Source organism: Paenarthrobacter sp. NPDC089307, from assembly GCF_040685055.1.
Taxonomy (GTDB): Bacteria; Actinomycetota; Actinomycetes; order Actinomycetales; family Micrococcaceae; genus Arthrobacter.
Genome location: NZ_JBFBHE010000003.1, coordinates 13,531 through 28,699, shown reverse-complemented (window position 1 = coordinate 28,699; position 15,169 = coordinate 13,531). Strand labels below are relative to the sequence as shown.

Annotated in this window: 13 protein-coding genes; 5 read left to right on the top strand and 8 right to left on the bottom strand. The window is 63.7% G+C overall.

Annotated elements, in window-relative coordinates; genetic code table 11:
- Positions 1–20: 20 nt before the first annotated feature.
- From AB0N72_RS07595 to AB0N72_RS07575, 5 genes are all read right to left on the bottom strand, one after another.
- Entirely contained in the window at positions 21–632 is a 612-nt protein-coding gene (locus AB0N72_RS07595; RefSeq protein WP_363934216.1) for a hypothetical protein, read from the bottom strand.
- A 332-nt stretch (positions 633–964) separates the two neighbouring features.
- Complete coding sequence (locus AB0N72_RS07590) at positions 965–1,609, bottom strand: DUF6318 family protein (RefSeq protein ID WP_363934215.1); 645 nt, start codon at positions 1,607–1,609, stop codon at positions 965–967.
- 130 nt (positions 1,610–1,739) lie between these two features.
- The gene (locus AB0N72_RS07585) at positions 1,740–2,117 is read right to left on the bottom strand and encodes an RNA-binding S4 domain-containing protein (protein ID WP_363934214.1); all 378 of its coding nucleotides are present in this window, start codon (positions 2,115–2,117) and stop codon (positions 1,740–1,742) included.
- A gap of 71 nt (positions 2,118–2,188) precedes the next feature.
- Complete coding sequence (locus AB0N72_RS07580) at positions 2,189–3,289, bottom strand: sulfite oxidase (RefSeq protein ID WP_363934212.1); 1,101 nt, start codon at positions 3,287–3,289, stop codon at positions 2,189–2,191.
- A gap of 163 nt (positions 3,290–3,452) precedes the next feature.
- Positions 3,453–4,487, bottom strand: coding sequence for an aldo/keto reductase (locus AB0N72_RS07575; protein WP_363934211.1), 1,035 nt, complete (start codon positions 4,485–4,487; stop codon positions 3,453–3,455).
- Between the two features lie 246 nt (positions 4,488–4,733).
- Here AB0N72_RS07575 and AB0N72_RS07570 point away from each other — a divergent pair, with 246 nt between their 5' ends.
- Positions 4,734–5,225: a flavin reductase family protein gene (locus tag AB0N72_RS07570; protein WP_363934209.1), complete on the top strand. Its 492-nt coding sequence runs from the start codon at positions 4,734–4,736 to the stop codon at positions 5,223–5,225.
- Positions 5,226–5,238: 13 nt separating this feature from the next.
- Here AB0N72_RS07570 and AB0N72_RS07565 read toward each other — a convergent pair whose 3' ends face one another.
- Entirely contained in the window at positions 5,239–6,030 is a 792-nt protein-coding gene (locus AB0N72_RS07565) for a hypothetical protein (RefSeq protein ID WP_363934208.1), read from the bottom strand.
- A gap of 185 nt (positions 6,031–6,215) precedes the next feature.
- On the opposite strand from AB0N72_RS07565, the gene AB0N72_RS07560 reads away from it, so the two are divergent.
- Positions 6,216–6,620 carry a YchJ family protein gene (locus tag AB0N72_RS07560; protein WP_363934206.1) on the top strand — a complete coding sequence of 135 codons (405 nt, stop codon included), beginning with the start codon at positions 6,216–6,218 and terminating at the stop codon, positions 6,618–6,620.
- 1 nt (position 6,621) lies between these two features.
- Here the strand turns inward: AB0N72_RS07560 and AB0N72_RS07555 are convergent, their stop codons facing one another.
- A complete protein-coding gene (locus AB0N72_RS07555) occupies positions 6,622–8,586 on the bottom strand; it encodes an acyl-CoA dehydrogenase family protein (RefSeq protein WP_363934204.1) in 1,965 nt (654 codons plus the stop codon).
- A 62-nt stretch (positions 8,587–8,648) separates the two neighbouring features.
- Positions 8,649–8,951 (bottom strand): hypothetical protein, encoded by a 303-nt coding sequence (locus AB0N72_RS07550; RefSeq protein ID WP_363934202.1) that lies wholly within the window; start codon positions 8,949–8,951, stop codon positions 8,649–8,651.
- A gap of 291 nt (positions 8,952–9,242) precedes the next feature.
- On the opposite strand from AB0N72_RS07550, the gene AB0N72_RS07545 reads away from it, so the two are divergent.
- The 3 genes from AB0N72_RS07545 to AB0N72_RS07535 are packed head-to-tail and all read left to right on the top strand — an operon-like array spanning position 9,243 to position 15,167.
- A complete protein-coding gene (locus AB0N72_RS07545) occupies positions 9,243–10,700 on the top strand; it encodes a DUF3375 family protein (RefSeq protein WP_363934201.1) in 1,458 nt (485 codons plus the stop codon).
- The gene (locus AB0N72_RS07540; RefSeq protein WP_363934200.1) at positions 10,693–11,688 is read left to right on the top strand and encodes a DUF4194 domain-containing protein; all 996 of its coding nucleotides are present in this window, start codon (positions 10,693–10,695) and stop codon (positions 11,686–11,688) included. The genes AB0N72_RS07545 and AB0N72_RS07540 overlap by 8 nt, the downstream gene beginning before the upstream one ends.
- On the top strand, positions 11,685–15,167 hold the full coding sequence (locus tag AB0N72_RS07535) for an ATP-binding protein (RefSeq protein WP_363934197.1): 3,483 nt from the start codon (positions 11,685–11,687) through the stop codon (positions 15,165–15,167). The genes AB0N72_RS07540 and AB0N72_RS07535 overlap by 4 nt, the downstream gene beginning before the upstream one ends.
- Positions 15,168–15,169: the final 2 nt, after the last annotated feature.

Sequence of the window (15,169 nt, the reverse complement as noted above, 5' to 3'; positions counted from 1 at the left end):
GGGTCAGTAGTGCTGCCTTGCTACTTTGCCGCTTGGGGGCAGCCCCAGGAGTTGGGGTTTTGTTGGCAGGTGTCGGCGACGAGTGCTCGTTGTGTTTTCCAGACCTGGATGGTGATGGCTGGTGTGGTCAGGGTGAGGGTTCCGTTGATGGGTAGGGGTGGGCCGTTGTTGACGGAGTAGGTGCCGGTGAAGGTGGTGGTGGCGGTGGCGGGGTAGTTGCCGGTGTTGGTGTAGGCGTGGCTGGTGCGGGTTTGGTTGGTGAGCCATTCGGTGTTGGGGATGGGGTAGCCGGTGGCCGGTGTGGGGCCGAGGGTGGTGCCGTCGCCGTAGTTGTAGGTGTAGCTGGCGGGGGTGGCGCTGAGGTGTACGGCCTGTCCGAGGATGGTGATGTCGAAGCTCTGCTCGGTGGTGGTCGCGTAGAAGTTGGTGGGTGCGCCTTTGAGTGTGTGGGGGAAGGGTTGGGCTTGGAGGGTTCCCACGTTGACGGGCAGTTGTCGGAAGTCGGTGAGGATGCGGGCTGCGATGTCGGCGAGGACGTTTTGCGGCTCTGCGTCGTATAAGCACGCAGGTTTTCCGTCGACAGGCTGCCAATCGGTGAAAGTCGGATTAGCGACTGCTTTCGGTGCTTTCAACCAGATAACCGGTGAACCCTCTTTGCCTTCAGGGGTTGTAGGTGGGCACTTAAGAGTCAGACAGCCCATTTCGCGTGCCCCAGGCCCACCCAGGGTGCAGCGAAAGTCAGGCTTGTATTGGTAAGGATCGTCTGCAGGGGGCTCTCCAAGCTCGGAGGTGGGTGCCCCATTATCGCCATTCAGCACGTAGTGCGCACTCAACGTCAGCCCCGTCTCGCCTCTATTAGCTCGAATTTCCGGCTCTTCGGCCGCTAATGCGGAAACAGGGAAGAGCAGCGAAATTAGAGCGAGAAAGAGAAGAAGTGTGGCCGTAGTCGCTCTGTAGATCCGCTTCATGAGCCCAAGATCAGGCCGTTGTCGACAACTTGCCAGGCGCCGTTCATGAAAGAGGCTCTCACGGCCTCAGCAGTATTTGATGCTTCGGAGGCTTGCTGTCGTAGCTCTGCATTGGCGTCCAGATAGAGTATTTCGTCTTGGATGACTTGAACCTTGGCCACTTGGGAGACAGCTCCCGTCTGCCATAGGACCTCTATACGCGGCGTGGATATCCGCCCACCAACCAGCCAACAGCCGTGGGTGTAGTTTGCTTCGATAGCCTTTTTGTAAGCGGCCCCGGACTCCGTCGTCGTATCTGTGCTCCGAATCCACGGGTCCAGATCACCCGTTTCCGTGGCGTAAGAATAGGTGGCATACCAGTACCCAATAAACGCCTCCAACCCCGCCTTCGAGTTCTCCTTCGCCAACTCCGGCATCACGGGAACCGGCACATTCTGCGCTTTCCCTTTGGCATCTGCTGGCTTGTAAGCACCGGAAGGAACCGAAGTAGCCGAGGTAGCCGGAACCGAGACACTCAAGGTGGGCGACGCCGTCGTCGTGCTTGTTTCCGACGGGCCCGCACCCGGTGGCCCGCCTTGGCAACCACTGAGAAGCAAAGCGGCCACAAGGGACGAAAAAATGGCAAACGTAACTCGTGACATGGCTAGCTCCCCAACAGCTGTTTCAAGTGGTGTGTCGGCCAGTCTAAGCAGCGGGCGGGACAGTAATCACGTCAGTAAAGAGGGCCTGTGGATAAGTGCCGGGGAAAGCTTGCGTGGCCGGGAAGCACAATCAGCCCCGCAGCTTCTCCATGTCGCGGCGGTCTTTCTTGGTGGGTCGGCCGGCGCCACGGTCACGCTGGGGGAGGCCAAGCTTGGGGGCGACAGGACGCGGGGGAGTGTGGTCAGTGAAGCAATGCGAGGCAGCTTCGGCCCCCACGCGTTTCGCGATGAGCCGCCGCACTTCAAGGATCCGCTCCCACCCGGATTCCCGAACGCGGATGGTATCCCCGACGATCACGCTTTGGGAGGCTTTCACCGGGTTCCCATTGATCCTGATATGCCCGGCCCGGCACGCAGCAGTGGCCGCGGAGCGGGTCTTGTACGCGCGGATGGCCCACAACCAGGCATCAACGCGGACGTTCGCTGGGGATGAAGACGGAATACTCATGATTGGAACGAGTCTAACCGGGCGTCACGCGCACAACGCAGCGTTCCAGCGAACTCGGCGGAAACAAGAAATTACCGCACCGTCACCTCAACCCGCTGCGTCATGTTGTTCCCCAAACCCTGGTAGTTCCACACCTGTTCCGTGGGCTGCAGCGCGCCCGAGGTATCCATCGCCCGGCAGCGCAGGACATGCTCGCCCGGGCCGGCCACCCACACCATGGACCATCGCCGCCACGCAAAATCGCCCAGGGCAGGCTCCAGGTGTGCGGGCATCCACTCGCCGTCTATCCCCACCTCCACGCGCTCCACTTCACCGTGCCCGGACCAGGCCCGGCCGTGCAGCATCACCGGACCGGCATCCACAACGCGACGTCGAGTGAAAAAGTCGGGAATCCCCGGCGGCACCATCAGTGAGCGGACCCGGATGTGCGTCACGGGCAGGCCAGGACCGTCGGGACCCTGCAGATAGTGATACGCCACCGCTTGCTGGAACCCCATAAAACGCGAAGTCACCGCCTCGATCGACGTCAACCACTTCACACTCGCCATTCCGTACCACCCCGGGACCAGCAGCCTCAAGGGAAATCCGTGCTGCGGGGGCAAGGGGGTGCCGTTCATCTCGTAAGCCAGCATGACTTCGGGACGCATCGCCTCAGCAATGGAAAGACTGCGGGCGTACGGCTCTTCGGCACCGCTTTGGATGCCGTTGTCGGCACCGGTAAAGACGAGTTCGACGGCGTCACCCGCCAGCCCTGCCTCCTCCAGCAGGGGCGCCAACGGAGTTCCGGTCCACTCGGCTGTGCCCACGGCACCCATCACCCAGGGCTGGCTCAGGGGCCGCGGTTGAAGGAGTGACCGCCCGTTGCCTGCGCATTCAAGGGTGACGGGCATGGTGACAGCAGGTCTGGCTTTGATGTCGTCCAAGCTCAACTCAAGGCTGCGGTCGACGGCGCCGCCCAAACGGAGTCGCCAGGAGTCGGCCGCAACATGCGGAATGTCGAAGTGGATCAACAGGTAGTGCAGCCCGGCCGGCGTGACGTCGTCCTGCAGGGCCTCAAGGGGCATTGAGTGATTTCGTCCGGAGAGTTGGAGCTCTTCGTGCGTCAGCGGACCTTCGGTCGGCTGCCCGGGGACGACGGCTTTGGCAGCGCGTTGTTCGACGTTCTTGGACATGGGACGGCGGCGTTCTACTCGAAGCTAAGAGCTGCGGAGTGCCACAGCACCTAGGTCAAGGATCACGCCGGGCGCGAACCCCGTCAATAGCCCGTTGTGGGGCCCGCTCCGCAGGCTACTCGGCCAAAATACCCTGCGGAGCGGGCCTCACAGCGGAGGGGAGTTACCGGCGTCGCAATTCCGGGTACTCAAGGTGCGGGGCTACGGTGCCGGCGTCTCGCTCGAGGAAGTTGACGGCCGGGGCCACGATGTCGTCGATCTCGTCGAGGATTGCTTCGCTGAGCACCACATCCGCGGCCTTCAAGTAGTCCGTGAGATGGTCCTCCGTGCGGGGTCCGATGATCACGCTGGTCACGGCCGGATGGTTCAGTGCGAAGGCAACCGCCAGCTGGATCAGGGTCAACCCGTGCCTCGCCGCCAGCTGTGCCAGTGCGTCCGCGGCGTGCAGCTTGCCCTGGTTGAACGGTGCGGCCACGTCAAAACGGCCGGGAAGTGCGGAGAAACGCGAGCTCTCCGGTTGCCCGGCTCCAACCCGGTAACCGCCGGCGAGCCACCCGCCGTCGAGCGGTCCGTAACTCAAAACCCCGACGCCGTACTGCTGGGTGATGGGGAGGACGTCCCGTTCGTTGGCACGCACCAGGAGCGAATAAGGAACCTGGTCCACGACGGGCGGGGTCAGATGGTTGGTGTTGGCAATCCACTGGGCCTCGACAAGCTGGGCAGGGCTGAAAACGGACGTGCCGTAGTAGAGGATCTTGCCCTGGCGGATGAGGTCGTTCAGGGCTGTGATGGTCTCCAACAGATCGGTGTTGTAGTCCGGACGGTGCGCTTGGTACAGGTCAATCCGGTCAGTGTTCAGGCGTCGCAGGCTATCCTCCACGGCACGGACAATCCAGCGCCGGGAATTGCCGGCGTGCGCGGGGTTGGATCCCATCTGGCCGTGGAACTTGGTGGCGAGGAAAACGTCGTCGCGGCGGCTGTGGATGGCCTGGCCTACCACCGTTTCGGCCTCGCCCTGGGAGTAGATGTCGGCGGTGTCGATGCTGGTGATTCCGGCGTCGAGGGCCGCCTTGATGATCCGGATGCTCTCGGCAGGGCCCGTGGGCGCGGCGCCGGTGCCGAAGTTGAGGGTGCCCAGCGTGAGGGGGCTGATCAAGGCGCCAGTGCGTCCAAGCGTTCGTAGCTCGTTGAGGCTCATGTCGGCTTCCTGTGGTGGCTGTGCTGGTGGATTCAATCGAGGCTACACACGGCCGGCGGAGGCATAAACGCAAATGGTAGAAGTTCTTCGTTTTTCGTCTTGCGGAGTAATGGAAGCGGCCTTACTTCGCGACATTTCTTGACATGCGGCAACACAAATGTCTTGCGGATCAACAAATATTGCCGTTCTTCCAAGCGGGTGAATTATGGGAAAGGAACTCAGGCAACGCACGAAAGGGACAGCGGGATGACACAGACCACAGTGGAAGAAACGGCGGCCATCAAGGCGGCATTTGCGCAGTTCCCATCCGGAGTAGCGGCCTTCAGCGCGATGGTGGACTTCACGCCGGAAGCACTGGTGGCGTCGTCCTTTACGGTGGGCGTTTCGCTGGAGCCACCGCTGGTCATGTTCGCGGTGCAGAACTCCTCCACCACCTGGCCCAAGCTGCGCCAGGCCCAGCGGCTTGGCGTCTCGGTCCTGGCTGAGGGGCAGGAAGCGGCAGCGCTTCAGTTGGCGTCAAAAACGCGGGACCGCTTCGCCGGGCTCGACACCAGCGTCAGTGATTCAGGTGCCGTGTTGATCGACGGCGCCGTGTTGGGTTTCGAGTGCGAAATCGTTTCTGAAACACCCGCCGGGGACCACGCGATCGTGGTTCTGGAGGTCAAGGCCACCAACGTCAACCTTGAGTCCAAGCCCCTGATCTACCATGGCGCAGCGTTCCGCCAGCTGGCCGCTTAGCTGGCTGCTCGCGCTAGGAGTTGCGGCTCACGCCGCTGAGTGAGCCTTTTTGGCCAGGGCCCTTGGGCTTTCCCTTAGCCGGAGCCTGCTTGTTGCCGGGCTGCCCGGTCGGCTTCCTGGCAGGGGCGGTGGGAAGGTTTGGGGCCGGGGCTTTGGAGTTCGACGGCGTGGGCTCGTCGAGGTCGCGGACAGTCACCTTGATGGCGGGCGGACGCTGGGCTGCGGCGCGCTCGGCTTCACGCTTGTCCGCTTCGGCAACGGCGTCGGCCCAGTCCTTCGCAAGGACAGGCGGTTCCTTGGTGGCGGCCACCACAATCGGGTGGTGCGCAGTTTGGTGTTCCACCACGGACTTGACTTCCGCTGGCTTAGGGAGATTCCGGGGGTCGACTTTCGATTTCCACGCGCCGCCCTTGACGGCCTCCGACGCACCGGCGATCCGGCGTCGGGTCCCGCCGAGCAAGTCCCGCTTGGGCGCTGGGGCCGCAGCTGCGGGCGCCTCCGCGGGAGCAGCTGCAGCAGCGGGCTTCGCAGGCGTGGCGGCCGAAAGCTGCGGAGCTTCCCCGTCCTCATCAACGACAGGATCCGGGACGTAGTCCGGCCGGGCAGGCAGGTGCACGATGGGAGTCGAATCCTTTTTTGGGAAGATTCCGATCAGCGCCAGAAGAATGACAGACACAAGCCGCCCCACTCCGGCAACCACCAGGGTGATGATGACGATCAGCCCGAGGCCCAGGAACATCAACACAGCCAGGCCCAACGTTCCCAAATACGTCAGGTTGATGGCGAGTGTTGTCGGATCCTCCACGTGACCTCCCCTGGTCGTCGTTTTGAGATGCGCGCATCGCCCACCTAGCTTGCGTATCCAGCCTAAGGTCCGCCACCGACGGAATCACGCGCCGCAGCCCCCTCCGGCAGGGTTGTTTCAAAGCTGTTATCTCGCATGGGAAAATATGTTGCCCAGCTCTCATTTCCAGCCCAGATTGGCGCGTCGTGACCCTTGACCCAACCCGCCTGCGCAACGGTGCATGCCCCTGCCTTTCCGGCGAGCAGTATGACGAGTGTTGTGGCCGTTTCCACCGCGGTGACGCTGAGGCCCCCACGGCCGAACAGCTCATGCGCTCCCGCTACTCGGCGTTCGTGGTCCTGGATGCGGCGTACCTGTTGCGGACATGGCACAGCTCAACCCGTCCGGCGTCCATGGACCTGGACCCCGGTGTCCAATGGCGTCGCCTGGACATCCTTGGTGCAGTAAACGGCGGTCCGCTGGACGCGACCGGCACCGTTGAGTTCGCGGCACACTACAGGTCCGACGGCGAACGCGGCGTCCAGCGCGAGATCAGCCGTTTCGTTCGCGAAGGCAAGCGCTGGTATTACGTGGACGGGGACGTCCGGTAGCTCACCGGTACTTGCGGTGGAGGTTCTCCTTGGTCGAAGCACCGGGCGAAGCGTCCCCGATCCAGGGGCCTGTTCCCTCGGACTGGTCCAGGATTCCGGCCTCCATCCAGGTGTAGTCGCCGTCAAGGACTTTGCGCGAAAGGTCGTGGTCGCCGTCGTCCGTGTTCCGCCACAGCTGGTCGAAGTATTCGTCCACCCGCACCCGTGCCTGTTCGCAGAAGGCCTCGGCAAGCTCGAAGGCGGCCGCGCCTTGTTCGGGATGTGTCCGCAGCAGCGCCTCTGCGCGTGAGCAGCAGGCTGCCATGGCGAACAGCTCCGCGCCTATGTCCACGATCCTGCCAAGGAACGCCTGCTTGTGCTCCAGCTTGGCCTGCCATCGGCCCATCCCGTAGAACGTCTGCCGGGCCAGCCGACGCGAGGACCGCTCAACGAACCGCAGCTGCTTGGCAAGACGCCCGAATTCGGCGTAGGAACGCGGGTCCATCCCGGCGCCGGCAACAAGCTTCGGCAGCCAGCGGGCGTAGAAACCAGAGGCCCCGACGGCGGCCCTCGCCTTGTCCTGCAGGCTCGCGTCCGCTGATGCGAGGTCGCCCGCGGCGGCAAGGTGGGCGTCCACGGCTTCGCGGGCAATCAGGAGTTTCATGATTTCGCTGGAACCCTCGAAGATCCTGTTGATGCGAAGGTCACGGAGGAGTTGCTCCGCAGGGACAGCACGTTCGCCCCGGGCTTCCAGGGAGTCGGCGGTTTCAAAGCCGCGGCCGCCGCGGATCTGGACCAGTTCGTCTGCGATCCTGCAACTGAGTTCGGTGGACCACAGCTTGGCCAGGGCGGCTTCGATGCGGACATCCTTCTGGCCGGCGTCGGCCATTTCCGCGGACAGTTCAAACACGGCCTCAAGCGCAAAAGTCGTGGCCGCAATGAAGGCGATCTTCTTTCCCACGGCCTCGTGCTGACCCACGGGCCGGCCCCATTGTGTACGGGCGTTGGACCACTCGCGGGCAATTTTCAGGCTCCACTTTCCGGCGGCAACACAGAGCCCAGGGATGGAGAGGCGGCCCGTATTGAGCGTCGTCAGTGCAATCTTGAGCCCTTGGCCTTCGCGGCCCAAGCGGTTCGCCGCCGGAACCCGTACTTGGTGGAAGCGGGTCACACCGTTCTCGATGCCGCGCAGCCCCATGAAGGCGTTACGGTTCTCCACAGTGATCCCGGGGGAGTCCATTTCCACCACGAATGCCGAGATTCCGCCTTTGTGCTCAGTTCCATCGGCATCGGTATGGGCTGGCACCCGCGCCATGACAACCACGAGTTCGGCGATAACGCCGTTGGTGGTCCAGAGTTTCACGCCGTCCAAAAGGTAAGAGCCGCCGTCGTCGGAAAGTACAGCAGTGGCGCCCATGCGCGCAGGGTCGCTGCCGACGTCGGGTTCTGTCAGGAGGAACGCTGTGATTGCCCCGGCGGCGCAACGCGGCAGGTATTCCTTCTTTTGCTCCGGCGTTCCGAACTCCTTTACGGGCTCAGGCACGCCGATGGATTGGTGTGCCGAAATCAACGCGCCCAGGCTCGGGTGAACCGAACCCAGCAGGGCGAGAGCCCGGCCGTAGTAGACCAAGGACAAGCCCAGGCCGCCGTACTCGCGCGGGATTTTCATGCCGAACACGCCAAGCTCGGCGAGCCCGGCCAGATACTCGTCCGGAATTCTGGCGTCGCGTTCGATGACCCGGCCGGACATGGTTTTCGCCAGTGCCAGCAACCGGGCCATGAATTCTTCGCCGCGCTCCTCATCCTCGGTCTTGGCCTGTGGCCACGGGTGGATCAGGCTGAGGTCGAAGCTCCCCAGGTACAGGCCTTTGGCGAAGCTTGGCCGGTTCCATTCGGTTTCGCGGGCGGCCTCGGCGACGGCACGGGCTTCTTCTGCTGTGGCATTGACGCTTGCGGCGGTGAGGCTGCTGTCTGTAGCGGACGTCATCGGATAACTCCTCTAGCCGGTTGTGCCGGATGGAGCCAGGGTCCGCCGTGGGTGGGAACCCTTCAGCTGTCCCTCAATGCTACCCGCGGGTAGCTACCCGTACCAGAGGAAACCTGAGGCTGGAATTCTGCCGGAATTTCCACCTGCCCTGCGTGGTGGACCAAGCTATCCCACGCGAAATTGATGCCGTGGACAAGACCACCCAGCACAGCCTTGACGGTGTACCAGGCCATGCCCATGGCCCCGATGAGGACAATTGTTGCCATCGCTGCGGCAGCAATGAAAGCAGCCAGAATGACGGCGAAGAAGAGCGTTCCAATAACTACGTACGTGCCTGTTTCAAGCCTACTGAAATCGAAATCCATGGTTCCCCCCGGAGCGACATTGCGTGGGTCGACGCGGCGTGGCTGCGTCGATGATCCGACATTAGGGGCGGGGGTGCTTTCCGGCCAGTGTTGACGCGCGTCATTGCAGCGTTGATATGGGATCGAAACAGTACCGGAGGGTAAGTCACGGAATGGTTGCGGCCCGCTTCGGGTAAAGCGCTCGACGGCGGCATGTCAGGGCCGTCCGACGCCGCCCCGACGCTCTGCGTTAACCTTGTACGGGGCAGTTTCCGCTGCCAGCCAGGTTTCGCAGCAGCTGAAGGAGAGTAGTTGTCCCGTTCAGCCATGTCCTCCGCCGAGGCTATCGGCGCGAGGCTCCGCGACCTCGAGCAACTCACCAAGGGTCCGGCCTGGGCGCTGACGCGCTCCGCGCCGTGGGTCATCGCCGTCCTCCAAGCCTCCTTTACCCGCACCAGGCCGCAGCTTCCGCTCGAAGAGTTCCATGCCGACGTCGACGCTTTCCTTGAGCAGCTCCGGCGCCAGGATCCCGCGCTGGGTGGCCAGCAAAACGGCAAGCTGTTCGGAGACGAGTGGACGCGGAAGCAGTTCCTGACGCGCCGCAACCAGTCCGGCCAGATCGTCTACGAAGTCACCGAACCCGCAGCCCGCGTGCTCGCGTTCCTGGACAGCCTCTCGAGTGAACGTTCAACACTCAACGGATCCAGGCTCGGCACGCTGTTGGGCGATGTGGAGAAGCTCGCGAACGAAACCAACCCGGACCAGAGCGCGCGACTGGAAGCCCTGGAAGAGGAAATCCACGAGCGGCAACAATTGGTCCAGGACATCAGCTCGGGAGAATTCGACGGGCTCCTGGACGACGAAGAAGCCGTGGAAGCGGCGGGCAACATTCTTGATCTCGCCGCGAGCCTGCCGGCCGACTACAAGAAGATGCGTGACCGCATTGAGGAACTGGTGGGCGAGCTCCGTAACCAGATCATCGAAGAGTCGCTGAGCAAGGGCGCCACCATGGCCCAGGTGCTGGAAGCCGACAAGCGCTTGCGGCAGAGCCCCGAGGGCCGCACGTTCCGTTCATTCACGGCGTTCCTGGAGGATCCGCAGCAGCAATTGCGTTTCCGCTCGGCCATTGGCGAGGTCCTCAGCCGGCAGTTCGCTGACGACCTCTCCCACGAGGACCGCGAAACGTTGAAGAACCTGGTTGCCGAACTGCGTTACCAGCACAGCCAGATCCAGCGGATTTACGGCAAGCTCTCGGAGAGCCTCAATACGTACATCCAGAGCGACGATGTCCGGCAATCCGTAAGCCTCCGCAAGGTTCTGGCCGAGGCTGAACAGGCCATCCGGTCCCTGCCTTACGAGCGGGACAGGCCAGGTTTGGTTCCAGGGCCCGTCCTGTTCAATGCAGGTTTCGAGTCCCTGGCCATGGTCAAGCTCTTTGATCCGGACGAGTTCGCCACACCGCCCCGCCTGGCCGACCCCATCGCCTTCAGTGACTCGGACCGCGTGCGGTCCGCCCGCACAGGCAAGGCCCGGCCCGGCGTTATCCGGGCCGCCATGGCCGGTTCTGCCACCCTGGGCGAGGCCTGGGAAAACCTGCCAGCCGAGGAACGGCACATCAACAGCGTCCGGACCCTGCTGTCCATGGCGCTGCAGACCGGCGCGGCGTTCGATCGCGCCGCGTGGGAACACATCGACTTCGAACAAATCGACGGCAGCATCCGCTCGGCGTACCTGCCGGTCGTCACCCTGAATGAGGATTCCAATGACTGAGGACATCACGACGACGGACATCACCGAAGCGGAAAACGTCACCGACGCTGGGCCGGTGGCAGAGGCCGGGCCGGTGGCAGAGCCCGGGCAGGTCACCGACGAGCCCGGGCACCAGGCGGACCCGTTCCGGATCACGCCGCGGGACACCTTCGTTGACGGCGCCGCGCTCTTCCCCGGAGACACCGGTGTGCTGCCCATGAAGGTGCGCCATGCCTTGGTGAAGCTGCTCAAGGGTCCCTACATCGACGGCGGACGGGACGAGAAACTCTGGACCACGCTCCTGGACAACCAGCTGATCCTCCGCAGCCGGCTCTCCGAGCTGTTCCTCACCCTGCAACTGGACCACGACCGGAAGATCGCCGTCCTCCGCCCCGTTGATCCGGAGATCGTCGGGGCCAGCTCGCGCTCCAGCATCCTCCGCCAGCAGCGTGCTTTGAGCCGCGTGGAAACCATCGTCTTGTTGCGCCTGCGTTTGCTGCTGGACCGCCACATCATAGCCCAGACGGACCCCACGATCACCCGCGAGGAAATCTCGGACCTGGTGGCCAACTACACCCCCGCCGGCCAACAGGATGCCCTGCGCGACTCCGACGTGGTCACCCGCACCATCACCAAGCTCCTGGCCCGGCAGCTCATCCTCCCCACCCCGCTGGATGACACGTACACCATCAGCAACGCCCTCCCCTTGGCCCTCCCGTTCGAAAACATCGGCGACATCCCGGCCCACATCGAGGCCCTGATTGCCGTAGCCGCCGACGAGTCGGGCACGGAACCGTTGCTGGATCTGGACGGCCCCGCTAACGCCGAGGACGACGACGAAGGTGACGGGCGAGCCGAAGCCGGAGCGATGGATGCCGGACCGGGAGTGGCATCGGGCCTGTCGAAGCCGCGCGTCGAGCTGATCGAAGATCAGCCGCGCGGCGAAGGGGCGGGGCCGGCATCCATCGCGGAGGCGGACGCAACCACGACTGACGGGATACAGAAGTGACGATTGCAACCATGCTCCCGCTCGGCGAGCTCACGAATCCCGGCCAGATGCGCCTAGCGCTGGTGCAGGTGGTCAACTGGGGTACCTTCCATGGCGCCCACACCATGCACGTGGACCGCAAGGGCACCCTCCTGACCGGCAACTCTGGCGTGGGCAAATCGACCCTGTTCGATGCCATGCTTCGCGTTTTCGATGCCCGTCCACGATCGAATGAGGCCGCGGCCCAGCGATCCGGTGGCGCTGTGGAGGACAAGAGGACCACCTTCACCTATATGCGCGGCAAAGTAGGTGATAAGGCCGTAGGTGACAGCTCGGCCAGTGCGTTCCAGCGCCCGGGGGCCACCTGGTCCGCCGTCGCACTGACGTTTGATAACGCGGCCGGCACCACGGTGACGATATCCGCCCTTTTCGACCTGCCGAAGAACGGCACAGAATCAAGCGTCGGCCGCTTCTATGTCATCGACAGCAAACCCCTGGACCTCGAGGCCATCGAGGGGATCGCGCAGAAGCGCTTTACCAAGGGCGCATTGGAGGGGATTTTCCCGGACGGCCAGGTCTTTGACGTCCACAAGGCGTTCGCCGAACGCTTCCGCCGGCTCCTGGGCATCAATTCGGACCAAGCGCTCCCGCTGCTTCGGGTGATCCAGGCCGGCAAGGGCTTGGGTGGAAGCGTCAACACTTTCTTCCGTGACCAGGTACTGGATGCCCCCGCCACTTTGGCCGCCGCGGACGACGTCGTGGAGGAATTCAGCAACCTGATGTCCATCCGGCAAAGGCTGGAGGACGTGCGGCTGCAGCGCGACCAACTGGCCCCGGTTCCGGGTTTGAACAAGGAGTACGCGCAGGCGCTCCTGGACGCGAACCGCCTCCGCGAGCTGGCCGGCGGGGAATTTGAAGCCTACAAACAACAACTGGCCGTCACGGTGCACGCCAAGACGTTGGCCCGGTTCAAGGAGCTGGCGCAAACCAAGGCGCAGGAACTGGCCGCGGAGCGCGTGGTCCGTGATGCCCTGGCCAAGGAGCTGCGCGACCTTGAGCTCGACTACAACAACCGGGGCGGCAACGCCATTTCGGCTATTGAGCAGTCTCTGGAGAATGCCAAAGTTGGTCTCAAACTGCGCCAGCAGGTGGAGGACTCGGCCAAGAAAGCGCTGGCTGACGCTGGGCTGAACCTGGAATGGTCGGCTGAGGGCTGGGAGCAGGCCCACGAGCAAGCGGCGGCCCGATCGGTCGAGTTGAAGGACGATTCCGAGGCACTGAAGGAACTTCGCTTCGAGGCCTTCGATGGCCACGCAACCAAGAAGCGGGAGCTCGCAGCGGCCCAGCAGGAATTGTTGTCGTTGCGGTCGCGCAAGTCCCTGCTGCCGCCGTCGAGCATTGAGAACCGGGCCGCCATCGCGGCCGCCACTGGTGTTCCGGAAGAGCGGATGCCCTTTGGCGGCGAGCTGATCGACCTCGCCGAGGGGCAGGACCATTGGCGGCCCGCCGCCGAGCGTGCCCTGCGGAACCTCGCCACCACGTTGCTGGTTCCGGGGGAGCACTTTGCGGCCGTCACCCGGTACCTGAACGACAACCCGGTCCGTGGCGCGCTGCGCGCTGTTGATGTGTCCAAGCCGCTCGCCGGTGGCGCGCTGGCTGTGGAGGACGTGTCCGACGGCGATCTCTTGACTAAGTTGAGCATCCTCACCGCGGGCGCCAACGCGGCCGCGGGGGAATGGATCCGTGAGCGGATCGCCCTCGACTTCGCGTACCCGTGCGTGGAGGATCCGGACGAGCTGGCCGCCATGGACAAAGGCCTGAGCCTGGGCGGTGTGGTCAAACGCAACCGGCACACCGTGGAGAAGGACGATCGCTTCACCAGCAGGCAGGACTACGTCCTCGGTTTCGATAACGCCTCCAAACTCGAGCTTGTGGCAGCCCGGGTGGGGGAGCTGGAAAACGAGCTGTCCAAGGCCGCTGAGTTGGCCCAAAGCCGCGAGGACTCGCACCAAGGCATGGCCCGCCAGCTCGAAGCGCTGCGTCGGGTAGCTGAAGACGAGCGGCCCTGGGACCAGGTCTCCGCCGACGTTGCAGCCGAGGAACTTGCCCGGATTGAGCAACGACTCGTGGATGCCCTGGCTGCGCAGGCCGACCTCGAACCGCTCCGCGCCAACATCGAGGCGGTACGGGAAAAGCACCAGTCCTCCACAGGCGTGGCAGCTGTGCTGCAGAGCGAATACAAAGCGCTCGACCATCAGATGACCGCCGCTGACGGCATGCTGGACGCGGCGAGGCTCAAGCTTGAGCAGTCGCCGCCGTCGGCCGCCACCGTCACCGCGCTGGAACCGTACTTTGCCGGCGTCGAGGACGTTTCCGAACTGCACGAGCTCGACAACCTGGCCAACAGCGTCCGGAACAAGCTGATGGACGAGCTGCATGCGGCCGAATCCCGCAGCCAAGCCACCGCCGAGCGGTTGACGCGCATGTTCGAAGCGTTCGTTCGTGACTGGGGGAGCGCCATCAGCGCAGACCATGGCACGTCGATCGGGGCCGCCGGGGACTTCGAGGCCCGGTACCACGCGATCGTGAGCGATGGCCTGCCCGCGCAAGAGGCCGAGTTCCGGTTGTTCTTCAACCAGCGCACGCACGAGTCCTTCAGCACGCTCCTGCACCTGCTCGATGAGGAACGGCGCAGCATCACCAGCCGCATCCTTCCCCTCAACGGCATTTTGTCGCAGGTCAATTTCCACGAGGGCAGCTTCCTGGAGCTGGACATCAAGCAAACGCTGCCGGCAACGGCCAAGGTGTTCAAGGATGCCATCCAGAACGCTTTGAAAATCAAACATTCGCGGCCGAACCGCAGCGCTTCCGCCGCCGCTGCAGGCACGGAAGCTGACGACGACGCCGAGCTCACGGCCCGCTACAAGTCGTTGGAAACCCTGGTGAAACGGCTCGGATCGCAGACCCCTGAGGATCGTCGCTGGCGGGCCGAGGTGCTCGATGTCCGTGGACACATTTTCATCCAGTGCAAGGAGCACCGGGAGGTGGCCGCGAAGCCGGGCAAGGCCGGCGGTTCTGGAAAAGCGGCCAAGAAGAAGACCGAAGTCTTCATGCATGCCGACACGGGCTCCATGTCCGGTGGTGAGCGGCAACGTTTCACGGCTTTCATCATGGCCGCGGCACTGAGCTACCAACTGGGTATCGCCGAGCAGGGCTTCACCACGTACGGCACCGTGATGATGGACGAAGCCTTTGTGCTGGCGTCCGAAGAGTTTGCGGGCGCGGGCATCAAGGCGCTTCACGAATTCGGGTTCCAGTTGCTGTTGGCCGCTCCTGAAAACGTGATCGACCTGTCGCGCCACCTGGGATCAGTAACCGAGATCCTTCGCGACAAGCGGACCAACCGTTCCGGAGTTCTCACGGCTCCGGTCATCTCAGGTCCCGGCGAGCCAGGCGCCTGGCGCTCGGAAGCCAACCCGGTGGACATCATCCTGCGCTAGAA

Coding starts and splice junctions, on each gene's coding strand:
- AB0N72_RS07590 (WP_363934215.1), bottom strand. CDS start 1,609: ATGTCACGAGTTACGTTTGCCATTTTTTCGTCCCTTGTGGCCGCTTTG.
- AB0N72_RS07585 (WP_363934214.1), bottom strand. CDS start 2,117: ATGAGTATTCCGTCTTCATCCCCAGCGAACGTCCGCGTTGATGCCTGG.
- AB0N72_RS07580 (WP_363934212.1), bottom strand. CDS start 3,289: ATGTCCAAGAACGTCGAACAACGCGCTGCCAAAGCCGTCGTCCCCGGG.
- AB0N72_RS07575 (WP_363934211.1), bottom strand. CDS start 4,487: ATGAGCCTCAACGAGCTACGAACGCTTGGACGCACTGGCGCCTTGATC.
- AB0N72_RS07570 (WP_363934209.1), top strand. CDS start 4,734: ATGACACAGACCACAGTGGAAGAAACGGCGGCCATCAAGGCGGCATTT.
- AB0N72_RS07555 (WP_363934204.1), bottom strand. CDS start 8,586: ATGACGTCCGCTACAGACAGCAGCCTCACCGCCGCAAGCGTCAATGCC.
- AB0N72_RS07550 (WP_363934202.1), bottom strand. CDS start 8,951: ATGGATTTCGATTTCAGTAGGCTTGAAACAGGCACGTACGTAGTTATT.
- AB0N72_RS07540 (WP_363934200.1), top strand. CDS start 10,693: ATGACTGAGGACATCACGACGACGGACATCACCGAAGCGGAAAACGTC.